Annotated in this window: 19 protein-coding genes and 2 tRNA genes; 17 read left to right on the top strand and 4 right to left on the bottom strand. The window is 65.6% G+C overall.

The annotated features are described in order from the left end of the window. Nucleotides 1-94 precede the first annotated feature (94 nt). From ACZ5M6_RS11320 to ACZ5M6_RS11310, 3 genes are all read left to right on the top strand, one after another. Nucleotides 95-931, top strand: a complete 837-nt coding sequence (locus ACZ5M6_RS11320; protein ID WP_464158670.1) for a 2-keto-4-pentenoate hydratase — start codon at nucleotides 95-97, stop codon at nucleotides 929-931. Nucleotides 932-1,014: 83 nt separating this feature from the next. Further along, nucleotides 1,015-2,301 (top strand): MFS transporter, encoded by a 1,287-nt coding sequence (locus tag ACZ5M6_RS11315; RefSeq protein WP_464158668.1) that lies wholly within the window; start codon nucleotides 1,015-1,017, stop codon nucleotides 2,299-2,301. A 53-nt stretch (nucleotides 2,302-2,354) separates the two neighbouring features. Beyond that, the gene (locus tag ACZ5M6_RS11310) at nucleotides 2,355-3,353 is read left to right on the top strand and encodes an alpha/beta hydrolase (RefSeq protein ID WP_464158666.1); all 999 of its coding nucleotides are present in this window, start codon (nucleotides 2,355-2,357) and stop codon (nucleotides 3,351-3,353) included. Between the two features lie 5 nt (nucleotides 3,354-3,358). Here the strand turns inward: ACZ5M6_RS11310 and ACZ5M6_RS11305 are convergent, their stop codons facing one another. Then, on the bottom strand, nucleotides 3,359-4,915 hold the full coding sequence (locus ACZ5M6_RS11305) for a carboxylesterase/lipase family protein (RefSeq protein WP_464160122.1): 1,557 nt from the start codon (nucleotides 4,913-4,915) through the stop codon (nucleotides 3,359-3,361). Nucleotides 4,916-5,217: 302 nt separating this feature from the next. On the opposite strand from ACZ5M6_RS11305, the gene ACZ5M6_RS11300 reads away from it, so the two are divergent. Further along, complete coding sequence (locus ACZ5M6_RS11300; protein WP_464158664.1) at nucleotides 5,218-8,073, top strand: TonB-dependent receptor; 2,856 nt, start codon at nucleotides 5,218-5,220, stop codon at nucleotides 8,071-8,073. A gap of 151 nt (nucleotides 8,074-8,224) precedes the next feature. Here ACZ5M6_RS11300 and ACZ5M6_RS11295 read toward each other — a convergent pair whose 3' ends face one another. Further along, nucleotides 8,225-9,589: an MFS transporter gene (locus ACZ5M6_RS11295; protein ID WP_201462654.1), complete on the bottom strand. Its 1,365-nt coding sequence runs from the start codon at nucleotides 9,587-9,589 to the stop codon at nucleotides 8,225-8,227. Between the two features lie 213 nt (nucleotides 9,590-9,802). Here ACZ5M6_RS11295 and cyoA point away from each other — a divergent pair, with 213 nt between their 5' ends. From cyoA to ACZ5M6_RS11260, 7 genes are read left to right on the top strand one after another with little or no spacing between them, the layout of a single operon-like run. Next, a complete protein-coding gene (gene cyoA / locus ACZ5M6_RS11290) occupies nucleotides 9,803-11,017 on the top strand; it encodes a ubiquinol oxidase subunit II (RefSeq protein ID WP_228184203.1) in 1,215 nt (404 codons plus the stop codon). A 13-nt stretch (nucleotides 11,018-11,030) separates the two neighbouring features. Next, entirely contained in the window at nucleotides 11,031-13,031 is a 2,001-nt protein-coding gene (cyoB, locus tag ACZ5M6_RS11285) for a cytochrome o ubiquinol oxidase subunit I (RefSeq protein ID WP_054765836.1), read from the top strand. Nucleotides 13,032-13,034: 3 nt separating this feature from the next. Beyond that, complete coding sequence (gene cyoC, locus ACZ5M6_RS11280; RefSeq protein WP_054765835.1) at nucleotides 13,035-13,661, top strand: cytochrome o ubiquinol oxidase subunit III; 627 nt, start codon at nucleotides 13,035-13,037, stop codon at nucleotides 13,659-13,661. Beyond that, nucleotides 13,658-14,053, top strand: a complete 396-nt coding sequence (gene cyoD / locus ACZ5M6_RS11275; protein ID WP_152950309.1) for a cytochrome o ubiquinol oxidase subunit IV — start codon at nucleotides 13,658-13,660, stop codon at nucleotides 14,051-14,053. The genes cyoC and cyoD overlap by 4 nt, the downstream gene beginning before the upstream one ends. A gap of 21 nt (nucleotides 14,054-14,074) precedes the next feature. Then, the gene (locus tag ACZ5M6_RS11270) at nucleotides 14,075-14,824 is read left to right on the top strand and encodes an SURF1 family protein (RefSeq protein WP_323133022.1); all 750 of its coding nucleotides are present in this window, start codon (nucleotides 14,075-14,077) and stop codon (nucleotides 14,822-14,824) included. Then, nucleotides 14,821-16,158 carry an ATP-binding protein gene (locus ACZ5M6_RS11265; RefSeq protein WP_409614372.1) on the top strand — a complete coding sequence of 446 codons (1,338 nt, stop codon included), beginning with the start codon at nucleotides 14,821-14,823 and terminating at the stop codon, nucleotides 16,156-16,158. The genes ACZ5M6_RS11270 and ACZ5M6_RS11265 overlap by 4 nt, the downstream gene beginning before the upstream one ends. After that, nucleotides 16,155-16,691: a response regulator transcription factor gene (locus ACZ5M6_RS11260; RefSeq protein WP_054765832.1), complete on the top strand. Its 537-nt coding sequence runs from the start codon at nucleotides 16,155-16,157 to the stop codon at nucleotides 16,689-16,691. The genes ACZ5M6_RS11265 and ACZ5M6_RS11260 overlap by 4 nt, the downstream gene beginning before the upstream one ends. 100 nt (nucleotides 16,692-16,791) lie before the next feature. Here the strand turns inward: ACZ5M6_RS11260 and ACZ5M6_RS11255 are convergent. Then, nucleotides 16,792-16,866 (bottom strand) — tRNA-Asn (locus ACZ5M6_RS11255). 62 nt (nucleotides 16,867-16,928) lie between these two features. On the opposite strand from ACZ5M6_RS11255, the gene ACZ5M6_RS11250 reads away from it, so the two are divergent. After that, a complete protein-coding gene (locus ACZ5M6_RS11250; RefSeq protein ID WP_054765831.1) occupies nucleotides 16,929-17,753 on the top strand; it encodes a TrmH family RNA methyltransferase in 825 nt (274 codons plus the stop codon). A 255-nt stretch (nucleotides 17,754-18,008) separates the two neighbouring features. On the opposite strand, the gene ACZ5M6_RS11245 is transcribed toward ACZ5M6_RS11250, so the two are convergent. Beyond that, nucleotides 18,009-18,082, bottom strand: a tRNA-Cys gene (locus tag ACZ5M6_RS11245). A gap of 134 nt (nucleotides 18,083-18,216) precedes the next feature. On the opposite strand from ACZ5M6_RS11245, the gene ACZ5M6_RS11240 reads away from it, so the two are divergent. The 5 genes from ACZ5M6_RS11240 to ACZ5M6_RS11220 all read left to right on the top strand — a co-directional run bounded on the left by ACZ5M6_RS11240 (nucleotide 18,217) and on the right by ACZ5M6_RS11220 (nucleotide 24,989). Next, the gene (locus ACZ5M6_RS11240; RefSeq protein WP_191557847.1) at nucleotides 18,217-18,846 is read left to right on the top strand and encodes a protein-L-isoaspartate O-methyltransferase family protein; all 630 of its coding nucleotides are present in this window, start codon (nucleotides 18,217-18,219) and stop codon (nucleotides 18,844-18,846) included. A gap of 136 nt (nucleotides 18,847-18,982) precedes the next feature. Continuing rightward, nucleotides 18,983-20,518 (top strand): TolC family outer membrane protein, encoded by a 1,536-nt coding sequence (locus tag ACZ5M6_RS11235; protein ID WP_054765829.1) that lies wholly within the window; start codon nucleotides 18,983-18,985, stop codon nucleotides 20,516-20,518. A gap of 158 nt (nucleotides 20,519-20,676) precedes the next feature. Beyond that, nucleotides 20,677-21,300 carry a DUF2497 domain-containing protein gene (locus tag ACZ5M6_RS11230; RefSeq protein ID WP_464158659.1) on the top strand — a complete coding sequence of 208 codons (624 nt, stop codon included), beginning with the start codon at nucleotides 20,677-20,679 and terminating at the stop codon, nucleotides 21,298-21,300. 103 nt (nucleotides 21,301-21,403) lie between these two features. Then, complete coding sequence (locus ACZ5M6_RS11225) at nucleotides 21,404-24,133, top strand: valine--tRNA ligase (protein ID WP_464158657.1); 2,730 nt, start codon at nucleotides 21,404-21,406, stop codon at nucleotides 24,131-24,133. A 130-nt stretch (nucleotides 24,134-24,263) separates the two neighbouring features. Next, a complete protein-coding gene (locus ACZ5M6_RS11220; RefSeq protein WP_464158655.1) occupies nucleotides 24,264-24,989 on the top strand; it encodes a TlyA family RNA methyltransferase in 726 nt (241 codons plus the stop codon). The last annotated feature ends 94 nt before the right edge of the window (nucleotides 24,990-25,083 follow it).

Genomic DNA, 25,083 nt, shown 5'->3' with positions numbered 1-25,083 from the left:
GCGCATTGACACCGGTTTCCTCGCTCGCTCTTATCGCGGCCTGTTTGCGAGGCCTTACCTTGATCCGCACCTATTCATTCGTGAGCGTAGCGTCATGAGCGCGACGCCGATCGCCGAAATCGGGACGGCCCCTGTCGCCGCAGAGCCAGATCAGATCGCGGCGCGCTTCGTGGCGGCGCGACTCGCCTGCCGCCCCACGCCTACCTATCCAGGCCGGATTCCGGAAAACATGGTCCAGGCCTATGCGATCCAGGCCGCCGCCATAGAGCGGTTTCCCGACAAGGTCGTCGGATGGAAGGTCGGCGGGGTGCCGCCTTCACAGCAGCCGGAGCTGGGGGTTCACCGACTGGCCGGGGCCATCTTTGCACGCAATGTTTGGGCGAGCGCTGAAGGCGCCGCGACGGCGTTGCCGGAGATCGAGGGCGGCTTTGCAGCCGTCGAGTCCGAGTTCATCGCCCGCATCGGTCATGATCTGGACCCCGACAAGACGGATTGGAGCTTGGCGGACGCCGTCGCGGCGATCGACAAGATCTTCGTGGGCGTCGAACTGGCGGGCAGCCCCTTGTCGGCGATCAATGACCTGGGCTCCGCAGTCGTCGCCTCAGACTTCGGCAACAACGGCGGCCTGATCATCGGGCCTGAATTGGCGGATTGGCGCGAGCGGCTGGAGGCGATCGAGGTCGAAACCTTCGTCAACGGCGAGAGCGTCGGCGTCGGCGGTTCTGCGTCGCTTCAGGGCGGCGCAATGGAGTCCGTCCGTTTCTTGGCCGAGCATTGCGCCCGATGGGGCCGACCGCTGAAGGCCGGCATGTTGATCTCCACCGGCGCCGTTACCGGCGTACACCGGGTCCATGCAGGGGATCAGGCCGTATGCGTGTTCAGGGGCGTTGCCGAACTCCATTGCTCGGTCGTGAGGGCTGAAGCGCAGTAATCTTCTTAAACACGTCAACCTGGCCGCCGTTGAGGGACGAGAGAGCCGGGACGCGTGAGGAACCATCAGGAACGGGAATAATCATGACCGACGCGTCAAGCGCAGGACCGATTGAGATCAAGGCGCCGTCGCCGGGCAAGTATCGGTGGATCATCATGTGGCTGCTGTTTGCAGCCATGGTCATCAACTATGTCGATCGCCAGATGATCGGCTTCTTGAAGCCCATGCTGTCAACCGAGTTCGGTTGGTCGGAGACCGACTACGCCGACATCGTCTTCTGGTTCCAGGCCTCCTACGCCGTGGCCTATCTGCTCTGGGGCCGGATCATGGACCGCGTCGGCGCACGCTGGGGCTTGGGCGTGGCATTCGGCATCTGGCAGATCGGCCACATCCTGCACGGTGCGGCGCGGGATCTGTCGCACTTCATGATGGCGCGCATGCTCCTGGGCGTCGGCGAGGCCGGCGGATTCCCTGGAGGCATCAAGGCCGTCGCCGAGTGGTTCCCAAAGAAGGAACGCGCCCTGGCGACGGGCCTGTTCAACGCGGGCACCAATATCGGCGCCATTGTCACGCCCCTGATCGTTCCGGGTCTGGTTCTGGCCTTCGGCTGGCAACTGGCCTTCGTCATCACCGGCCTGCTGGGCCTAATTTGGCTGCCGATCTGGCTCCTGGTCTATCGCCGGCCGCGCGAACAGAAGCGGCTGTCGGCTGCCGAGCTGGCCTATATCGAGCAGGATCCTGCCGATGTCGTTGAAAAGGTCAAATGGACCAAGCTGTTGGGCGTCAAGGAAACTTGGGCCTACGCCGTGGGCAAGTTCCTGATCGACCCCATCTGGTGGATGTTCCTGTTCTGGCTGCCGGACTTCCTCGGCAAAACCTACGGACTTGATCTGAAATCCTTCGGCCCCCCGCTGGTCGCCATCTACCTGTTGTCGGACGTGGGATCGGTCGGCGGCGGTTGGCTGTCGTCTCGCTTCATGCACCGCGGCATGAGCGTCAATAGGGCCCGCAAGATCACCATGCTGATCTGCGCCCTGTGCGCCGTCCCGGTCGCTTTCGCCGCCATGGCGTCCAACCTCTGGGTGGCGGTCGGCATCATCGGTCTGGCCACCGCGGCCCACCAGGGCTTTTCGGCCAATCTCTACGCCCTGCCGGGCGACGTCTTCCCGCGCTCGGCGGTCGGTTCGGTCGTCGGGATCGGGGGCATGTTGGGGGCCATCGGCGGGATGGCGATGGCGAAGTACGCCGGCTATGTGCTGGAGCAGATCGGGACCTATACGCCGATCTTCATCGTGGCGGCTTCAGCCTATCTGATCGCCCTGTTGGTGGTGCATCTGCTTTCGCCGAAGTACGCTCCGGCCAAGGTCTGATCAAAGCGCGGCCGGACGATCACTCGTCCGGCCGCTTCTTTTTGGATGGAGAGATGACGCTGCTTCGAAGACATCTGCTCGGCCTGGTCTTCGCCGCAGGCGGCCTGGTGTTCGGACGGCCGGCGGCGGCCGAGGCTTTCTCTGCTGGAGAGCGGCAGGCGGCCGCGCCGCCCGACCCCGACGAAACGATCCGGTTGTGGCCCCGCGGCGCGCCGGGCGGGGAGGGGGTGCGGCTCACGCCGATCGTGCCGGAGCGTTCGACCGATCCGGCTTTTCACGACCGCTACGCCCAGTACACCGATGATCCTATGCTGACGGTCTTTCGGCCGGCACGACCCAACGGCTCGGCCCTGCTGTTGATTCCGGGCGGCGGCTACCGTTGGGCGGTTCTCGACAAAGAGGGCTACGACGTCGCCCGCGTCTTCGCGGCGACCGGTACGACCTGTTTCGTGCTTCGCTACCGACTTCCGGCGGATGGTTGGGCCGCCGGGCCGGACGCCCCGCTACAGGATGCGCAACGGGCGATGCGGCTGATCCGCTCCCGCGCGGACGTCTATGGAGTGGACCCGGCGCGGATTGGCGTCCTCGGGGCCTCTGCGGGCGGGCATCTCGCAGGATTGCTCAGCGCCAGGCGCGATGAGACCTATCCCGCCATCGACGCCGAAGACGCCGTTTCGCTAAGGCCCGACCTGACGGTCTTGATGTACCCGGTGGCCACCATGGCTGACCCCCACGCCCACCAGGGTTCGCGAACCCATCTGCTGGGCCAGGCTCCTGCAGCGGACCAGATCAGGGCCTATTCTCTGGAGGCGATGGATTGGCGGGACGCCGCGCCGGTTTTCATGCTTCACGCCATGGACGACCTGGCGGTCCCGGTCGAGAACAGCCTTCAACTGTTGAGGACGCTGAAGGCTGCGGCCGTGCCGACGGAGGCACACCTCTTTCAAGAAGGCGGCCACGGCTTCGGCGTACGTCTGATCCAGGGCCGGCCCGCCCAGGTCTGGCCTGACTTGGTCCGGGCCTGGGCCGGTCGGCTGAACGTGCCGCTCTAGGCGGGTCAGGTTCCGGGCTGGATATAGGGAATGGCGGCGAAGAAGGCGCGCTCGTCGCCCCTGGGATCGTTCGCCATGCGTGGCTCGACATCAAACAGCAGAGTCTGGCGCTGTGGCAGTTCGTAACGGTCCCAGCGCGGCAGGCCCGGGTGGTTCGGATCACCGTTCCGCGCCAAGGCGGCGAATGCCTTTCGCATGGCCGCTGAGACGGTCTCGGCGCCAGGACCGTTCACGCGGGATTCGGGCGAGGCGACAGTTCCGAAGACCAGGGGGATGTCCGCCGTGTGGAAGGCGCCCTTGCGGCCAGAGGCCATGACGCCGGGAAAGTCGAGCTGATAGACCCAGGCGGGCGCTCCGGCCTTGGCGCGTTCCTCGGCCTCGATCACCGCGCCACGCCAGGAGCGGCCGGCCGTGGTCGCGGCGATCAACACCTGGTCGGGCGACCAGTCGGGATGCATGCGACGATAGGCGTCGACGACGACCTCGGGCGCGACGTCGATCCGCATGACGGACGGCGTCAATCGACCCGGTAGCGTGTCCCAGGTCAGGTCCTGGTTTTTGGGATCGTCGCCCATGAAGCCCAGCGTCTCCTCGCGGGTATTGCCGATGATCATGGGCGTCTTGAGACCCGAGGACGCGGCGTCCGGATAGAAGGGATGTCGGGGCAGGGCGCGGAAATCCAGAACCGGGCCGAAATACAGTCCGCCGAACCCGAGAATCGGGTCCTGCTCCGCCTGGGCTTCGAGCAGACGCTCCACCGGCAGGGTCGCCGCTTCGGCCGCGCGATCGGGCGTCAGCCCCAGGGCCTTCAGCCAGGTCACAGCGCGAGTGGTGGCGTTGATCGGCCCGGACGCCGTGACCTGTTGACCGCTCATGGTGGCGGCGCAGTGGAACAGGCCTTCCGCCGCCGGCATGGCCATCAGGGTGGCGATCTTCGCGCCGCCGCCGGACTGGCCGAACAGCATGATCCGATTGGGATCGCCGCCGAAGGCCGCGATATTGTCGCGAACCCATCTCAGCGCGAGGATCAGGTCAAGCTGACCGAGGTTGCCGGAGTCTTCAAAGCCTGGAACGAGCCGCGCCAGATAGGCGTAGCCGAAGGCGTTGAGGCGATGATTGAGCGTGACCACGACCACATCCTCCTCTGCGGCCAGTCGCGAGCCGTCATAGAGGGGGTGCGAGCCCGAGCCGGTGGCGTAGGCGCCGCCATGGATATAGATCATCACCGGCCGCCGAGCAGCGTCGGCGCCAGGGGTCCAGACATTCAAGAAAAGGCAGTCTTCGCTTTGGTTGGGTTCATCCCCGCGTTGAGGAGCGGCGGCGCCGAACTGGACGGCGAGGACCGGCGTCCGCCAAGGCGCGGGCGGTTCGGGCGGCCGAAATCGCCGTGTCGGGGCTCCGTAGCGAATCCCCTTGAAGACGCTGAGTTCCCCTTCTCGCAGGCCGATGACGGGCCCAGCCGTCGTCGTGACGCGCGGCGCCGACGCGCGCGGCCCTGCCGTCGCCGTTTGCGCTATGACGGCGGCGCTCAAACCCGCCGCTAAGGCCGATCGCCGCGTCATGGACGTCTGTTCTGCGGAACTGCTGGAGAGGGGCTGCTTCAACCTGATGTCCTTCCCTGTCGCCGGTGTTCTGTCGCCCGGTCGGTAATGGTCGGCAAGGCCGCCTTGCCTATGATGCGCGGGCCGCGAAAACCCGTCAGAGGTCCGTCTTGCAATAGAAAGGCGACTGTGCGTACAACAACTATGACACCGGTAGCAGTACTTTGGCAAACCAAAGCTGACACCGGTGTCGTCCGCCAGCAGCGGGCGGCCGAACGGAGGCGATTGATCTCCGAGGGCCATGAACGGGAGGAGAAAGCCAGATGACCCCACGCCAGAAATTCGCCCAACGCGCCCTGACCGCGACCGCATCGCTCGGCGCCTTGACCCTCGCGCTGATGGCGCACGACGCCGCCGCTCAGGCGACCGAGACCGCGCCTCAGCCCCAGAGCGCCACTGAGGTTGATGAGATCGTGGTCACCGGTTTTCGGGCCAGCCTTCAGAACGCCCTGAACATCAAGCGTCGCGAGGCGGGCGTGGTGGACGCCATCTCGGCTGAAGACATCGCTGACTTCCCTGACACCAACCTCGCCGAGTCGATCCAGCGCATTCCCGGCGTCTCCATTGACCGCGACGCCGGCGAAGGCCGCACCTTGACCGTCCGGGGTCTAAGTTCGGAGTTCACCCGGACGCGGATCAACGGCATCGAAGCCCAGGCTTCCACCGGGGCGACCGATTCTTCCGGCGGCGTGAACCGAGGGCGTGGCTTCGATTTCAACGTCTTCGCCTCGGAGCTCTTCAACAATATCACGGTGCGCAAGACCTCCTCGGCCGAGGTGGAGGAGGGCTCTTTGGGGGCCACGGTGGACCTTCGGACCAGCCGACCCTTCGACAAGATGGGCTTCCAAGGCGCCCTGTCTGGCCAGTACGGCTACAATGACCTGTCGGAAGACTGGAGCCCCCGCTTCGCCGGCCTGATCTCCAACACCTGGGCCGACGATCAGCTGGGCGCCCTGTTTTCCATCGCCTACAGCGAACGTGAGAGCCTTGAAGAGGGCTTCAGCTCCGTCCGTTGGGGCCCGGCCAGCGCCGACGGCGGTTTCCAGAACGGCAGCGTCCTGCCCAGCCCGTCGACCACCTATCATCCGCGTATTCCGCGATACGGCAGCCTTGAACACGGTCAAGAGCGGCTCGGCGCGACCCTTTCGTTGCAGGCGCGGCCCGGCAACGGTCCGACCCTGTTCACCTTGGATATGCTCTACTCCAAGTTGGATTCGACCCGCAGCGAGAACTTCCTGCAAGCCTGGTCCCTCAGCCGCGGGGCGGATCAGGGCGGCAAGCCCCAGGTGGACATCGTCGATTTTGCAATCGATCCCGACACCGGCGAAATGACCTATGCCCGGCTCGACGACATGGACATCCGCAGCGAGCAGCGGTTCGACGTCTTGGAGACTGAGTTCAAGCAGATGACCTTTGCGGTCGAGCATGAGTTCTCGGACCGACTGAGATTCAACGGCCTGATTGGGCGCGCGGAATCGAGCTTCGGCAATCCGGTGCAGGTCAGCGCCATCATCGACCGACAGAATGTCGACGGCTATTCCTATGATTTCCGGGAAAATCGCAATCTTCCGGCCATCAACTGGGGCTTTGACGTCACCGATCCGGCGCAATGGTCCATCGTCGGCCCGACCGGCGCCCAGCCCCGGTCCGAGCTGCGCTCCAGCGCCAACTTTCAGGACAATGTCTACACCACCGGCGAAGCCAATTTCGCGTTCGAGCTCAGCGAGCGCCTGACGCTGAAGGCGGGCGTCAGCCGCAAGGAATATGAATCGAGCAGCCGGGCCTTTGCGCGTGTGGCGAATGGCGCGCCGGCGCTTCCGGCCGGGGTGACCATGGCGGATGTGACGGATCTGCGGACCGGGTTCGGCAAGAATCTGGACCTGCCCGCCGGGGCGGCGACATCCTGGATCCGTCCGGACCTGGAGGCGCTGCAAACCGTCTGGGATTATCGTTGCAACTGCGACACCGGGGTCGCCGGCGGCGACTTCCGTCTGATCGGGTTGAACGGCAACCCCTCTACCTACGGCAACTGGCGCGAGGTGGCGGAGACCGACACGGGCGGCTTCGTTCAGGCGGACTGGAATCTGGAGATCATGGGCCTGCCGGTCCGCGGCAATGTCGGCGTGCGTCAGGTCAAGACCGAGGTCGAAGCCCTGGGCTATTCGAACGTCGGCGGGGTGGCGACGCCGGTGACGGGCGAGAACGAGTACGAAGACACCCTGCCGTCGCTGAACGTCGCGGTTGAGCCGATGGAGGACCTGATCGTCCGCTTCGGCGCCGCCAAGGTGATGTCGCGTCCGCCGGTCACCAGCCTTGTTCCGGTGTTTGCGCTGAGCGCGGTCAACGCATCGAGCAACACCGCCTCGCTTGGAAACGTCGAACTGGAGCCCTATCGCGCCAAGACCTATGATCTGTCGGTCGAATATTATTTCGCGCCCGAAGCCCTGCTGTCCTTCGCCTATTTCTACAAGGACATTTCCACCTTCGTGCAGACGACCCAGCAGACCCTGACCTACGGCGAACTGACGGCGCTCAATCCCGTGGCCTTCCCGGCGGTCTCCACCCGGCCGCCCGGTTCGCCCTATGTGTTCAGCACCCCTACCAATACGGAAGGGGGGCCGCTGAAGGGGTTTGAAATCAGCTACCAGCAGACTTTCAGCTTCCTGCCGGGGCCGCTGTCCAACATCGGCGCGCTGCTGAACTACACCCACGTCGAGTCTGAGATCGACTACTGCACCACGGCGAGCTGCACCGTCATCGTGACTGAGGATCTGGTGAACCTGTCGCCCGAGGCTTGGAACGCGACCCTCTACTATGACGACGGCAAGCTGAACGCGCGGGTCTCAGCCGCCTACCGCGACGCCTATTACCAGAATGTCCCGGGTTCAAACGGCGCGGCGGGTCTGATTCCGTTCCAGGGCAAGTCCGAGACGACGACGATCGACGCCTCTGCCTCTTACAATCTGACGGACAGCCTCAGCTTGTCGGTTGAGGGGCTGAATCTGACGGACGAGGAAAACCGTCAGAACCACGGCGACCTAGGCGGATCGCGCGACAGCACCTATGTCTACCATCACACCGGCCGCCAGATTTACATCGGGGCGCGCTACCGCTTCTGATCGACGGGGCTTCCTGTCCATCGTGCGGCCGAACGGGCGATGCTTAGGCATCGCCCGTTTTGCATGAAAGGCCCTGAGTTTGGCCTTCACGCAGCAAGAACCCCGGTCCCGCAAGGCGGAACCGGGGTTGGAAGGTCAGATCGGTTGGTGATCAGGCCTTTGCGGCCCGTTGCTTATCCGACGCGCTGCGGGCCAGCTCGCGGTTCATCCACAGGGCGACCAGGGTGCAGATCGCGCCGGACAGCAGATAGGCGCCGGCGGCGATCAGGCCGAACTGGCTGGAGATCCACAGGGCGGCGAGGGGAGCGAACCCGGCCCCGAACAGCCAGGCCAGATCTGACGTCAGGGCCGAGGCCGTATAGCGGTTGGCCAGGGAGAAGCTGGAGGCCACCGGACCCGAGGCCTGGCCAAATGACAGGCCCAGCAGGATGAAGCCGGAAATCATGAAGGTCAGCTCGCCGATCGCGCCGCCGTTCAGCAGTTGGGGCGCAAAGCCCGAGAAGGCGGCGATGCCGGCGGCGGTGATCGCCAGCAGGGTCCGCCGGCCGTAACGGTCGGCCAGAAGGCCCGAGGCCAGGATGGCCAGTAGACCGAAGGCGGCGCCGACCATTTCGATCAGCAGGAAGCGCACCGGCGTCTCCTGGGTGAAGAGGAAGACCCAGGACAGGGGGAAGACGGTGACCATGTGGAACATGGCGAAGCTGGCCAGGGGGGCGAAGGCGCCGATGGCGATGCGCGGACCCTCGGCCTTGACGGCGGCATGGACCGGCACGGGCTGAAGTTCGCGGGTTTCGAACAGCTTCTGGAAGCTGGGGGTGACGACGATGCGAAGCCGCGCAAACAGGGCCACCACATTGATGGCGAAGGCCACGAAGAACGGGTAACGCCAGCCCCAGTCCAGGAAGTCGGCGGCCGACAGGGTGTTCAGGAAGAAGGCGAAAAGGGCGGAGGCGACGATCAGACCGATCGGGGCGCCGAGTTGCGGAATCATGGCGAACCAGCCGCGACGATTCTCCGGCGCGTTTAGGGCCAGAAGCGAAGCCAGCCCGTCCCAGGCGCCGCCCAGGGCGACGCCCTGGCCGATGCGGAAGACGGCGAGCAGGACCGCCGCAGCGATGCCGATCGTCTCATAGCCGGGCAGGAAGGCGACCGCGACGGTCGAAGTGCCCAGAAGGAACAGAGCGGTCGTCAGCTTGGCGCCGCGCCCGAACTTCTGGTCGATGGCGATGAAGAGCGCGGTGCCGAGAGGCCGCGCCAGGAAGGCCAGGGCGAAGACGGCGAAGGACAGCAGGGTGCCGCCGATCGGACCGGCAAAGGGAAAGATCAATTGCGGGAACACCACGACCGAGGCGATGGCGTAGACGAAGAAGTCGAAGAACTCCGACGTGCGGCCGATGATCACACCAATGGCGATCTCCCCGGCGTCCACCTTGCCATGGCTATGGTCATGACGGGCATGGAGGGCGGCGGCGTCGCGTTCCAGCGACTCTGACGAGGGGGTCGTCGAGGCGGACATGGGCTGGCATCGCTCCGTAAAACGGGTAAAATTGGAAGATCACGGCTCAGACGCCGTATTATGACCGCGCGCCCTTTGCGATGAAAGGCGGTCCGAGGGGATAGGACAGATTGTCCAATGTCGTTCCGCATCGAAGCTGACTATCGGGCCGAATTCGAACGCCAACCGTCGCGACTCCTCCCCCTTGTCCGACGTTTTCCGATTGGAGCCGTCTTGCGCCTTCTGCGCCTACTTCTGCTCGCGCCCCTGGCAGCCGCGCTGTCGGCCTGCGACCTGGTCGTCCTGAAACCTGCAGGCGACGTCGCCCAGCAGCAGGGCGACCTGTTGATGGTGTCGACCCTGCTGATGCTGCTGATCATCGTGCCGGTGATGGCTCTGATCGTCTTCTTCGCCTGGAAGTACCGGGCGTCGAACAAGGAGGCCGAATATCAGCCCGACTGGGACCACTCGACCCATCTCGAAGTCGTGATCTGGGCGGCGCCGCTGCTGATCATCATCTGCCTGGGCGCCCTGACCTGGGCGGGCACGCACCTCCTGGACCCCTATCGCCCGATCGACCGGATCAAGCCGGGGCAGGCCGTGGCCGAAAACGTCGAGCCCCTGCAGGTCAATGTGGTGGCCCTGGATTGGAAGTGGCTGTTCATCTATCCGCAGTACGGCGTGGCGACGGTCAATGAACTGGCTGCGCCGGTGGATCGCCCGATCCGGTTTCACATCACCTCCTCCTCGGTGATGAACTCCTTCTATATTCCGGCCCTGGCGGGTCAGATCTACGCCATGCCCGGCATGGAGACCAAGCTGCACGCCGTGATCAATCGACCCGGCGACTACGAGGGCTTTTCGGCCAACTATTCGGGCGACGGCTTCTCGCACATGCGCTTCGTCTTCCACGGGGTCGATCAGGCCGGTTTCGACGGTTGGATCGCCGGCGTGCGGCGCGGCGGCCAGGTTCTAGACCGTGAACGTTATCTGGATCTGGAAAAGCCCAGCGAAAAGGTCCCTGCCCTCTATTTCGCCAATGTCGAAGGCGGCCTGTGGGACGCCATCCTCAATATGTGCGTCGAGCCCGGCAAGATGTGCATGGGCGAGATGATGGAGATCGACCGCAAGGGCGGCCTCACCATGGCTTCGGTGCGCAACACCATGCCGCTGGTCTACGACAAGTACGCCGGCCGCGGGAAGAACGCCGCCATCTTCGGCTCTGACGACAGCTATGTGATGACCATCTGCACCCCCTTGCAGGCCGAGGCGGCCGCCGCAGAGCGTATTCGCCGCGCTGAATTGGATTCGGTCAGCGCCCCGGTCAGCCTGGCTCCTTTGATGGGGCAGGGCCTGTCGCTTCAGGGACAGCCGATGGCGGCGCTGTCCCGATCACAACAATCGACGGGGGCGGTTTCGACCGACGTCCGTTCCGCCCCCAACGCTTGAGCGAACACAGTCGATGAACGCTGACACCCTCATTCCCCTTATCTTCGGGCGGCTGACGCTCGAGGCCCTGCCGCATGAGCCGATCGTGCTCGCGACCATGGTCGTCGTCGTGCTCGGCGGGGCCGCCCTGGTGGGCGCCCTGACCTATTTCAAACTGTGGGGCTATCTCTGGAAGGAGTGGTTCACCACCGTGGACCACAAGAAGATCGGGATCATGTACATGATCCTGGGTCTGATCATGTTCGTGCGCGGCTTCGCCGACGCGATCATGATGCGCCTGCAACAGGCCATGGCCTTCGGCGGATCCGAGGGCTATCTGAACGCCCACCACTACGACCAGATCTTCACCGCCCACGGCGTGATCATGATCTTCTTCGTGGCCATGCCGCTGGTGACGGGCATCATGAACTATGTCGTGCCCCTGCAGATCGGCGCGCGTGACGTGTCCTTCCCCTTCCTGAACAACTTCAGCTTCTGGATGACGACGGCCGGCGCCGTCATCGTCATGGCCTCGTTGTTCGTCGGCGAGTTCGCCCGGACGGGCTGGCTGGCCTATCCGCCGCTCTCGGGTATCGGCTACAGCCCCGGCGTCGGCGTCGACTACTATATCTGGGCGCTTCAGATCGCGGGGGTGGGGACCACCCTGTCCGGCATCAACCTGATCGCCACCATCGTGAAGATGCGCGCGCCCGGCATGGGCATGATGAAGATGCCGGTCTTCACCTGGACCTCGCTGTGCACCAACGTCCTGATCGTGGCGTCCTTCCCGGTCCTGACCGCCGTTCTGGCCCTGCTGACGCTGGACCGTTACGTCGGCACCAACTTCTTCACGAACGACTTCGGCGGCAATCCGATGATGTACGTGAACCTGATCTGGATCTGGGGTCACCCGGAGGTCTACATCCTGATCCTGCCGCTGTTCGGGGTCTTCTCGGAGATCGCCTCGACCTTCTCGGGCAAGAAGCTGTTCGGCTACACCTCCATGGTCTACGCCACGGTCGTCATCACCATCCTGTCGTACCTGGTGTGGCTGCACCACTTCTTCACCATGGGCTCGGGCGCCTCGGTGAACTCCTTCTTCGGCATCACCACGATGATCATTTCGATCCCGACGGGCGCGAAGATCTTCAACTGGCTGTTCACCATGTATCGCGGCCGTATCCGCTTCGAACTGCCGATGATGTGGCTGGTCGCCTTCATGCTGACCTTCGTCATCGGCGGTATGACGGGCGTGCTGCTGGCGGTGCCGCCGGCCGACTTCGTGCTGCACAACTCGCTGTTCCTGATTGCCCACTTCCACAACGTCATCATCGGCGGGGTGTTGTTCGGCCTGTTCGCCGCCATCAACTTCTGGTGGCCCAAGGCCTTCGGCTTCAAGCTGGACAAGTTCTGGGGGATGGTGAGCTTCTGTTGCTGGGTGCCCGGCTTCTGGCTGGCCTTTGCGCCCCTGTACGTTCTGGGGCTGATGGGCGTGACGCGCCGGATGCGCGTGTTCGACGATCCGTCGCTGCAGATCTGGTTCGTGATCGCGGCCATCGGCGCGGGCGTCATCGCCCTGGGCATCGCCGCCATGTTCATCCAGTTCGCGGTCTCGATCATCAATCGCGACAAGCTGCGCGACACGACCGGCGACCCTTGGGGCGGCCGGACTCTGGAATGGGCGACCTCTTCGCCGCCGCCGGCCTACAACTTCGCCTCCACCCCCGTCGTCCATGACGCCGACGCCTGGTGGGACATGAAGAAGAAGAAGTATCAGCGCCCGCTGAGCGGCTACAAGGCCATTCACATGCCCTCGAACACGGGCGCCGGCGTCATCATCTCCGGCCTGTGCCTGGTGATGGGGCTGGCCCTGGTCTGGTACATCTGGTGGCTGGCGGCGCTCAGCTTCCTGGGCGTGCTGGCGGTCTCGATCGCCCATACTTTCAACTACAAGCGCGACTACTACATCCCTGCGGATGAGGTCCGCGCGACCGAAGAGGCGCGCACCCGCCTCCTGGCCGGAACGGAGGGCTGATCCATGAGCGCGACGGCGATCAAGATCGACGACCCGAACGTCTTCCACCTGGAAGAGGAGCCGCATCACGAGGAAGGCTCCAGCACCATGCTGGGCTTCTGGCTCTATCTGATGAGCGACTGCCTCATCTTCGCGATGCTGTTCGCCGTGTTCGGCGTCGTGGGGGGCAACTATGCCGCAGGTCCCGGACCGAAAGAGCTGTTCGACCTGGAGCTGGTGGCGGTCAACACCGCCATGCTGCTGTTCTCGTCGATCACCTACGGCTTCGCCATGCTGGCGATGGACAAGAACAAGACGCGCCAGACCCTGATCTGGCTGGCCGTCACCGGCCTGTTCGGTCTGGCCTTCCTGGGGATCGAGCTCTACGAGTTCGCCCACCTGATCCATGAAGGCGCGACGCCGCAACGCAGCGCCTTCCTCTCGGCCTTCTTCACCCTGGTCGGCACCCACGGCCTGCACGTGACCTTCGGCATCATCTGGCTGGTGACGCTGATGGTCCAGGTGAGCTGGAAGGGGCTGATCCCCGCCAACAAGCGCCGCCTGATGTGCCTGTCGATGTTCTGGCACTTCCTCGACGTCATCTGGATCGGCGTCTTCACCTTCGTCTATCTGCTGGGCATGGTTCGATGAGCGCCGACAAGAACGACCACTCGCCGGAGTCCCACGACACCGACCACCTGGGCCACGAGGGGCATAATCACGGCTCCTTCAAGAGCTATCTCATCGGGTTTGTGTTGTCGGTGATCCTGACCGCCATCCCCTTCTGGCTGGTCATGACCGGGGTCCTGCCGACCCAGGCCACCGCCCTGATCGTCATGGCCTTCGCCGTGGTGCAGATCGTGGTCCACATGATCTACTTCCTGCACATGAATTCGAAGTCCGAAGGCGGCTGGACCATGCTGGCCCTGATCTTCACGATCATCGTCGTGGTCATCGCCCTGTCGGGCTCGCTGTGGGTCATGTATCATTTGAACACCAATATGATGCCCTCCACCCATGACATGAGCCAGATGTCCTCCTGAGAGGACGGCTAGGAGACCGCCATCCAGGCCCGGCAGTCCATCGCGCGGCGTACCTCCCCGGTTCTGCTTTGGGCCGGGCTGGGCGCGGCCCTGCTGTTCGCCGGCTTCGTCGCCCTCGGCGTCTGGCAGCTCGAGCGGCTGAGGTGGAAGACCGAGCTGATCGCACAGGTGGACGCCCGGGTTCACGCCGCCCCTCAACCGGCGCCGGGCCCCGCCGCCTGGGCGACGCTGTCTCAGGCCAATGATCAGTACCGACGGGTCATGGTCCGCGGCGTGTTCGATCATGGCCGCGAGACCCTGGTTCAGGCGGTGACCGACTATGGCGCCGGCTTCTGGGTTCTGACGCCGCTGCGAACGACGCAAGGCTTCATCGTTCTGGTCAACCGGGGCTTCGTTACCCCCGAGAGGCGCGCGCCCGAGACTCGAAGCGGCGCGCAGGTGGGCGGTCCGCAGACCGTCGTGGGTCTTTTGCGCGTCACCGAGCCCGGAGGCGGCTTTCTTCGCGCCAATGATCCCGGCGCGGGGCGCTGGTATTCGCGCGACGTCGCGGCCATTGCGGCGGCGCGCGGCCTGTCGAACGCCGCACCCTATTTCATCGACGCCGACGCCCGACCGAACCCGGACGGATGGCCGCGCGGCGGATTGACAGTTATCGCCTTTCCGAACTCTCATCTCGTCTACGCCCTCACCTGGTTCGGCATGGCCTTGCTGACCCTGGTCGGATACGGCGTGTTGGCGCGCGAAACGCGACGCCGACGGGCGGCGCCATGAACTCGGTCTTGCAGCGCCTGTTCGGAATGGGCGACTGGCGCGAGACGGCGGTGTCTCAGGAAGCCGTAAACCGCCGCAATCTTCGCCTTCTGGTGCAGTTGCGATGGCTGGCCGTGGCGGGACAGATCGCCACCATCCTGATCGTCCACTTCGTCATGGATATTCGGGTTCCGATCGGCTGGCTGCTGATCGCCCCGGCCGGTCTGGTGGTGGTGAACCTGATCAGCATTCCATTGACCCAGAGGCGCGACGCCATATCCGATCAGGAACTGATGCTGGCGCTTCTCGCCGACGTCGCCGCCCTGACATGGCAACTCTTCCTGACGGGAGGCGCGGCCAATCCTTTCGTGGCCCTCTATCTGTTGCAGGTGGTCCTGGGCGCCGTGCTTCTGGCGCCGGCCTACGCCTGGTCGCTGATCGTCGTGACCAGCCTGTGTTTCGCAGGCTTGGGGCTGTTCAACCGCCCGCTCGACCTCCCTGCGGAGCATGGCGGGGGCTTAAGCCTCTATTTGGCGGGCGGTCTGATCTGTTTTCTGCTCATCGCGGTGTTGTTGGTGCTCTTCATCACCCGGATCACCGAGAATCTGAGAGCCAGGGACGCCTATCTTGCGGACATTCGGCAGCAGGCGACCGAGCGGGACCACATCGTCCGCATGGGGTTGCTCGCGTCCGGGGCGGCCCATGAGCTGGGGACGCCCCTGGCCTCCCTCTCGGTCATCCTCAGCGACTGGCGTCGCATGCCTCTGCTGAAGGCCAACGCCGATCTGACCCAGGACATGGAGGTGATGCAGGCCGAGGTGGAGCGCTGCAAATCCATCGTGACCGGTATTCTGATGTCGGCGGGAGAGGCGAGGGGACAGGCGCCGACCCAAACCACCCTGGTGCGATTTCTGCGCGAGGTCGCCGACGGCTGGGGCGCGCGGGACAGCCGCGTGAAGGTGGAGCTGACGCCGTGGAATGGACTCGATCCACGGATCATCGCCGACCCGGCCCTGCGACAGGTTCTGAGCGTCCTGTTCGACAATTCGGTCGAGGCGGGCGCGCGGCGGGTCATCGTCACGCCCACGGTGACCGAAGGCTGTTTGCAGGTCACGCTGCGGGATAATGGGCCGGGCTTTCCCGCCACGGTTCTTGAGCGGCTGGGCAAGCCCTATAATACGACGAAGGATCGCCCTGGCGCGGGCCTGGGCCTGTTTCTGCTGGTCAATGTGATCCGCTCCCTCGGCGGCGTGGTCGAAGCGTCCAATCCCGCCGCAGGCGGGGGAGAGGTGCGGCTGACCGTCCCGATCGACGTCCTGGCGCCGGAGGATAATTCTGCTGGAGAACTTCCATGAGCGATGAAGCCCCCGTGCTGTTGATCGTCGAGGACGACGAGTCCTTTTCGCGCACCCTGCGGAAATCCTTCGAGCGTCGCGGCTACACTGTCGTCAGCGCCGACGGCCCCGACCAGATGGGCGAGGTTTTGAAGACGCATCGGCCCGGCTTCGCCGTAGTGGATCTGAAACTGGGGGGCGCCTCGGGCCTGGCCTGCGTCTCCACCCTGCATGCACTGGACCCCGAGATGAACATCGTCGTTCTGACCGGCTTCGCCAGTATCGCGACGGCGGTGGAGGCCATCAAACTGGGCGCCCGCCACTATCTGGCCAAGCCGGCCAGCACCGACGACATCGAGGCCGCCTTCGGCAAGGCTGCAGGCGACGCCGATACGCCGCTGACTACTCGCCCCACCTCCATCAAGACTCTGGAATGGGAACGCATTCACGAGACCCTGGCTGAGACCGATTTCAACATCTCAGAGGCCGCCCGCCGCCTGGGCATGCACCGCCGCACCCTGGCGCGAAAGCTGGAGAAACGCCGCGTCACCTGATCGACAGGCCGAGGTCGTCGCCGCATGCGAAAGGCGGCGGTGAGCGATCGGATGTGAAGGGAAGGGGGCGCCGCCGATCTCGTTGGCGACTAATCCCGAGTGGCTCCGCGGGTAGGATTCGAACCTACGACCAGCCGATTAACAGTCGGCTGCTCTACCACTGAGCTACCGCGGAACTGCTCGGGAGGCGGGCCTATAGCAGCGGCCGTTCGATTCGTGCAATGGGGAAAATGACGAATGCGCACGATCTCCATCCATGACCCTGACGATCCGAGGATCGCCGGCTTTCGCCACATCCGCGAACGGGACCTGACCGGCCGAGAGGGACTGTTCGTGGCCGAGGGCGAGGTGGTCTTGCGCGTTCTGGCCTCCGCCGCTTCACGCTGCCGTCCACGCGCGATCCTGCTGGCGCAGAAGCGCGTCGAGGCGCTGGCGGACGTGATCGCGATCCTTCCGGCCGACGTTCCCGTCTATGCGGCTTCCCAGGCGGTGCTCGACGGGATCGCGGGCTTCGCCCTGCACCGCGGCATCCTGGCCCTGGGGGAGAAGCCGGCGACGGCTTCCGTCGAGGCCCTGCTGTGCGACGTGCGAGCGGATGATGTGTTCGTCGTGGCCTGCGGCGTCGGCAATCACGACAATATGGGCGGCCTGTTCCGCAATGCGGCCGCCTTTGGCGCGCGGGCGGTTCTTCTGGACGACCTCTGTTGCGACCCCTTCTATCGCAAGGCCATTCGGGTTTCCGTCGGGGCCGTGCTGCGAACCCCATTCGCCGTGGGAACCAGGGCGTCAGCCTTGGTCGAGGCGCTTCGAGCGGCCGGCGTCGAGGTGCTGGCGCTGACGCCCTCGGCGACCGAGCGATTGGCCGACTATCGTCGCAGCGGACCGGTGGCCGTCGTGTTGGGATCGGAAGGGCCGGGCCTGCCCCCAGAGGTGATCGGTCGATGCCGGGCGGTCGGCGTTCCCATGGCGGGCGGCTTTGATTCGCTGAACGTCGCGGCGACCAGCGCCCTGGCTCTGTATCAGATGACCTCGAACGGAGATCACCCAGAGTTTAAGCGTTAACCTTCTATTCATCTTGCGTGTCGAACGAAGTTGTGGCGACCATCAGCCTGCTGGGGGGCTGATCATGAATCTTCTGTACTTTCTGAACAGGAACGCCAGGGTCGCTCTGGCTATCGCCTTGGGTGTCGCCGCCTTGGGCGCGGCCGGTGCGATCGGGTGGATCACCGCACCGGTCTGATTCGGATCGGCGGCTGAGACAAAAGGGGCGCGAACCGTGCGGTTCGCGCCCCTTTTTAGTGCAGCGTCTCTTCGCGATGGAGGCCTGACCGGGAATCGAACCCGGGTGCAAGGATTTGCAGTCCTCTGCGTCACCACTCCGCCATCAGGCCGCTCTGATCCCCGATCACTCGGGGGCGGTCATCGCGAGGGGCGTTCGCTATCAGATCGGATTGTCCGCTGCAACGCACGGAACTATAAGCACGCGATAATTCCTCTCCCCCTCCCGTTTGAAGGCTGACCACAGATGGATTTCACTGCCGAGCGCAAGGCCATGGTCGATTCCCAGGTTCGCGTGAACGATGTCACCAGCCATGAGATCCACAAGGCGATGATGGCGGTGCCGCGCGAGAACTATTGCGCGCCAGATCGGATCTTCGCCGCCTATTCGGATGCCGAGGTCGAGATCGCGGCCGACCGTCGATTGATGCCGGCGCGGGATTTGTCGAAACTGCTTCAGGCCGCCGACGCCCGCGAGGGCGAAAAGGCCCTGGCCATAGCGGCGCCCTATGCTGCGGCGGTGCTAGCGCGCATGGGCTTGACGGTGACGGCTCAGGAAGCCGAACAGGCGGTGTTCGACGTTGTCGGGGCGCCTTTGGAGGCGGAAGGCGTCGCGACGGCCCTGGCCCCGCTGAGCCGACCGGTCGGCGAGGGCTGGGATCTGATCGTCTGCGAAGGCGGCGTCGCCGCCCTGCCGGACGCCTGGGGCGCCGCCCTGCGGATCGGCGGTCGGATGGTTCTGGTCGAGCGTCGCGGCGCTATCGGCAAGGCGGCCCTCTACACCAAGGGCCGAGAAGGGCTGTCTCGCCGCGAACTGTTCGATTCGTCGCCGGCCCTCCTGGCGGAACTGACGCCGGCGCCCAGTTTCGCCCTGTGAAACCGACGGTAAGCCCGGGTGCAGCCTGGACTCGGCGGTGAGCGTGAAAAAAACTTAACTGGCGTGGAACGGGCGGAAGCCGCAGTTACGCTGAAGAACATCGGACGCTCGCGGGGGCGTCAGGCAAGGACGGACAATGTTGAAACGCTCGCGTACCCTGGCTTCGGCCGCTGTGGTTGCTCTCGTGACCGGACTGGGCGCGCCCGCCTGGGCTGAAACCCTCCAGGATGCGATCGCCCTGGCCTATCGCACCAATCCGAACCTGCTGGCGCAACGCGCCAACCAGCGGGCTTTGGACGAGACGGTCGTTCAGGCGCGGTCGGGCCTACGGCCGACGCTCAGCGGTTCGGTGGGCGCCAGTTACACCCGCAACGACTTTCCGACCGTGACCCAGTTCGTCGACACCAACAACGACGGCGTGCCCGACACCCAGGTCTCCAGCTCCTCGAGCGAGAGCGACGGCGCCACGGCTGGGGTCAGCCTGTCCCAGAACATCTGGACGGCGGGACGCAGCGCCCTGGCGATCGACCAGGCCCGCGCCGGGGTGTTGGCGGGCCGGGAGACCCTGCGCGGTACCGAACAGTCGGTCATGCTGGCGGTGATCCAGGCCTATGTGAACGTCACCCGCGACATGGAGATCCTGCGTATTCGCGAGGAGAATCTGTCGGTTCTTCAGCGCCAGCTGGAAGAGACCAGCGCACGGTTCGAGGTGGGGGAGATCACCCGCACCGACGTGGCCCAGGCCGAAGCCTCCCTGGCTCAGTCGCAGGCCGACCTGGCCAGCGCGCGGGCGCAACTGTCGACCTCGCGCGCCGCTTATGCCGCCGTGGTGGGCCAGTCGCCGACCGACCTGGAGGCCGCCCCCGTCCTGCCGACGATTCCGGCCGATTTCGACGCCGCCATGGAGGTGGCCCTGGCGCGCAACCCCGGTCTTCTGGCGGCCCAATACCGGCTTCAGCAGGCCGAGGCGGCGGTGGCGGCGGCGCGCGCCGAATATCTGCCTTCCATTCGCGCGACAGCCTCCTACGGCGGTACGGCGACCGACCTCAGCAATCTGGATGAGCTGGCGGATCGCCGCAGCTTTACGGCCGGCGCTACCCTGTCGGTGCCGCTGTTCACCGGCGGCCTGAACCGTTCGCGGGTCGCCCAGTCTCTGGAACAGGCCAACGCCGCCCAGATCGCCATCGAGGCCGAACGGCGCACCATCCTGCAGAACGTCAGTTCCGCCTACGCCCAGGTTCTGTCCACACGGGCGAACGTCACCGCGGGGAACGAGGCGGTTCGCGCCGCCTCCGTCGCCGCCGAGGGCGTGCGGCAGGAGGCCCAGGTGGGCCTTCGCACCACTCTGGACGTGCTGAACCAGGAAGTGGCTCTGCGCTCGGCCCAGACCGCCCTGGCCAGCGCGCGTGCGGCCGAATATGTCGCCCGCGCCTCGCTCCTGTCGGCCATGGGACAGTTGGAAGGGCCTGCCCTGAACCCGACGCTGGAAGCCTATGACGCCAAGGCCAACTACGACCGCGTGCGCAATCGCGGGGCCTTGCCCTGGGACGGCGTGATCGAGGCGCTGGACCGGGTGGCCTCGCCGCCCGTTGTGGACGCTGACGATGCGCCCGACGCCCCGATCGACGCCCAGCTAAAAAGCGAAGTTGTCGAGACGGCGCCGCAGAATTGAGCCTCTGATCAGCCTTCAAGCCTAAAACGCCCGTTGATTCCGGCGGGCGTTGGTGCGACGACAAACGGGCGACCGGGGGGATCAGCAGTCTTTTCGGGGCGTGTCGCGACGTCTGGCGTCGTGTCTCAGTTTGTTCCAGGTCTCTCCAAGGTTTAGCCATGACCGATCAGCCCGCGCCGGAACCGACCATGGAGGAGATCCTGGCGTCTATTCGCCGGATCATCTCCGAAGACGAGGCGCCGGCGGAAACGCCCGCTGCTGCGGCGGCGGAGCCGCAAGCCGCCCCCGCACCGGAACCCCAGCCGGAGCCTGAGCCGGAACCGGCCGAGACCATCTTCGCCGCCCAGCCGGAGCCGGTCGCCGAGGCCGAGCCCCAGCCAGCGGCTGCGGAAGAAGACGTTCTCGAGCTGACCGAGCTTTATGAAGCGCCGCCTGCCGCCGAGAGCATCGGCGATCTGGATGTGGTCGAAGCCGTTGAAGAGGCCCCTGCCGCGACGGAGCCGGCGCCTGCGGCGTCCAGCGGCTATGACGCCTTGGTCGGCGAAAGCGCCGCCGCCAGCGCCGCCTCGGCCTTTGCGGGCTTGGCGGCCAGCTTCAAGAAGCCGGAGGCCGCGCCTGCGCCGGCGGGAGGCGACATGAGCTTCGTCAGCGGCAATACGGTCGAGGCCATGGTGGCGGAAATGCTGCGTCCGCTGCTCAAGGACTGGCTGGACAACAATCTGCCGGGGATCGTCCAGGCGGCGGTACAGAGGGAAGTCGAACGCATCGCGCGCAGCGCCTAGCCCTTCGCTTCACCTCAGACTATCGAGGGGCGGCTCCTGAAGGGGCCGCCCTTTGTCATTCAAGGCCGCGCCCTGGCCGCACGACAACGATCAAAGAAGACCCATGCTCGAAAAGACCTTCGAACCCCAGGCCGCCGAACCCCGCCTGTACGCCCAGTGGGAAGAGAGCGGCCTGTTCGCGCCCCGCATGGAAGGGACCGAGGGCGCCTATTCGATCGTCATTCCGCCGCCGAATGTGACGGGCAGCCTGCACATCGGCCATGCGCTGAACAATACGCTGCAGGACATCCTGGCCCGCTATCACCGGATGAAGGGCAAGGCGGTGCTGTGGCTGCCGGGTACGGACCACGCCGGCATCGCCACCCAGATGGTGGTCGAGCGCCAGCTGGCCGCCGCCGGAAATGTCGGGCGGCGCGACATGGGTCGCGACGCCTTCATCGACAAGGTCTGGGAGTGGAAGGCCGAGAGCGGCGGGACCATCGTGCGCCAGCTGCGCCGCCTGGGGGCCTCGTGCGACTGGTCGCGCGAGCGGTTCACCCTGGACGAGGGGCTGAACGCGGCCGTGCGCAAGGTCTTCGTGCAACTGCACAAGGAGGGCCTGATCTATCGCGACAAGCGGCTGGTGAACTGGGATCCGCATTTCCAGACCGCCATCTCGGACCTGGAGGTCGAGCAGCGCGAGGTGGACGGCGCCTATTGGCATTTCGCCTATCCGCTGGCGGACGGCGTCACCTACGAACACCCCGTCGCCTTTGACGAGGACGGCGAGGCGACGGAATGGGAGACGCGCGACTTCATCGTGGTGGCGACGACCCGGCCCGAGACGATGCTGGGCGACACCGGCGTGGCCGTTCATCCGGAGGATGAGCGGTACAAGGGGCTGGTCGGCAAGTTCGTGACCCTGCCGATCACCGGACGCCGTATTCCCGTTGTGGCTGATGAGTATGCTGACCCGACCAAGGGCTCGGGCGCGGTCAAGGTCACCCCGGCGCATGATTTCAACGACTTCGGCGTCGGCAAGCGCGCCGGCCTGCCGGCCCTGAACGTCATGGACGCCTTCGCCCGGATCGTCGCCGACGACGTGCCGGAAATCCCGGCCGAATACGTCGGCATGGACCGCTTCGCCGCGCGCAAGGCCATCGTGGCTCGCGCCGAGGAAGAGGGCTGGCTGCGCGAGATCGAGAAGACCAAGCATGTGGTGCCGCACGGCGACCGTTCCGGCGTGGTCATCGAGCCCTGGCTGACGGACCAGTGGTACGTCGACGCCAAAGTCCTGGCCCAACCTGCGCTGAAGGCGGTGGAGCAGGGTGAGACGGTGTTCGAGCCCAAGTCGTACGAGAAGATCTATTTCGAATGGCTGAGGAACATCGAACCCTGGTGCATCAGCCGCCAGCTGTGGTGGGGGCACCGCATCCCCGCCTGGTACGGGCCGGGCGGCGAGATCTATGTCGCGGAGACCGAAGAGGACGCCCGCGAACTGGCGATGGCCGACTATGATTCCGAGGTCGCCCTGACGCAGGACGAGGACGTGCTGGACACCTGGTTCTCCTCCGCCCTGTGGCCCTTCTCGACCATGGGCTGGCCCGAGAAGACCGAGGATCTGGAGCGGTTCTATCCGACCAGCGACCTGGTCACGGCGGCGGACATCATCTTCTTCTGGGTCGCCCGGATGATGATGATGGGCCTGCACTTCATGAACGAGGTCCCGTTCAAACGGGTCATCATCAACGGCCTGGTCCGCGACGAGAAGGGCCAGAAGATGTCGAAGTCCAAGGGGAACGTCATCGACCCCCTGGGAATCATCGACGAACTGGGCGCCGACCCCTTGCGCTTCACCATGGCCATCCTGTCGGGCACGCGCGACATCAAGCTGTCGAAACAGCGGATCGAGGGCTACCGCAACTTCGGCACCAAGCTGTGGAACGCGGCCCGGTTCAGCCAGATGAACGGCTGCGCCCGCGTCGAGGGCTTCGATCCCGCGACCGTCGAACAGACGATCAACCGCTGGATCCGGGGCGAACTGACCAAGGCCGAGCGGGCCGTGTTGGAGGCCATCGAGGGCGGGCGGTTCGACGATGCGGCCGGGGCGCTGTACCGGTTCGTCTGGAACGTCTTCTGCGACTGGTATCTGGAGCTGGCCAAGCCGATCTTCCAGGGCTCGGACGAGGCCGCAAAGGCCGAAACGCGAGCCATGACGGCCTGGACCCTGGACCAGACGCTGAAGCTGCTGCACCCGGTCATGCCCTTCATCACCGAGGAGCTGTGGGCCGAGCTGGGCAAGGAGGGGCCGGCGCGCGAGACCCTGCTGATCGGCGCCGAATGGCCGGTGCTGCCGGACGGCTTCATCGAAGCCTCGGCCGAGGCCGAGATCGGCTGGCTGGTCGATCTGGTCGGCGAAATCCGGGGGCTGCGGGCCGAGATGAATGTGCCGCCGTCGGCCAAGCCGCCGTTGGCCTTCGTCGCGCCGGACGCAGCCACGGCCGAGCGAATCGCGCGCCATCGCGACCTGATCCTGACCCTAGGTCGCGTGTCCGAGGTCGGATCGGCGGAGGCCGCGCCGACGGGGGCCGTGACCTTCGTCTCGGGCGGATCGACGGCGGCGCTGTCGCTGGCGGGGATCATCGACCTGACCGCCGAACGGGCGCGGTTGGAAAAGGAGATCGCCGTCTTTGACGCCGATATCGGCCATGTGAACAAGAAGCTGGGCAATCCCAACTTCGTGTCGCGCGCCGCGCCCGAAGTGGTCGAGGAGCAGCGCGCCAAACTGGCCGAGGCCGAGGCGGGCAAGGTCAAGCTGCAGGCGGCGCTGGCGCGGCTCAGCGAGATCGGATGACCCAATCCTCCCCCACGGGGGAGGGGGACCGCGAAGCGGTGGAGGGGGCTCGATCCAAGGCTGGTGTCCGGGGCAGGGCCCCTCCACCACGCTGCGCGCGGTCCCCCTCCCCCGATGGGGGAGGATTTAGATGCGCATCGACCAACTGCTCGTCGCACGGGGACTGTTTGACACCCGTTCCCGCGCCCGCGCCGCCATTGAGGCGGGGCGGGTGAAGGCGGATGGGCGCGTCGTGGCCAAGCCCTCGGAGCAGATCGCCGAGGAGGCCGAAATCGAGGCGGAACCGGCCCACCGCTGGGTCGGGCGCGGGGCGCTGAAGCTGGATCACGCCTTGACCGTCTGGCCTGTGGCGATCGAGGGGCGGGTGGTGCTGGACGTCGGCGCCTCGACCGGCGGCTTCACCGAGGTCTGCCTGGAGCGCGGGGCGGCCAAGGTGTTCGCGGTCGATGTAGGGTTTGGGCAGATGCACGACCGGGTGGCGGCCGATCCGCGCGTGGTCAATCTGGAGCGGACGGACGCGCGCGATCTGACGCGCGACCTGATTCCGGAGGCGCCGTCTGTGATCGTGTGCGACGCCAGCTTCATCAGCCTGGGCAAGGTGCTGCCCGCTGCCCTGGATCTTGCGGCGCCCGGCGCGGATCTGGTCACGCTGGTGAAGCCGCAGTTCGAGGCGGACGGTCCCGGCGCCGGCAAGAAGGGTGTGGTCAAGGATCCGGCCGCCCACGCCGCCGCCGTGGAGCGCGTCAGGGATTGGTTGGAGGCCCTGGGTTGGGCCGTCCAGGCGACGACCGAAAGCCCGATCACCGGCGGCGACGGCAATGTCGAGTTCCTGCTCTGGGCCAATCAGCCAGGCTAAACAGCCCTAAGCCGCGCGAAGCGTTGGAGCCCTCCTAGCGCCGGCTCAAATAGGCCAAAGGCCGGTAGCCCCTCAAAAATGAGAAACCGCCGGA

The organism is Brevundimonas sp. Br13 (genome assembly GCF_055391505.1).
This window is presented reverse-complemented; position numbering and strand designations above follow the sequence as displayed.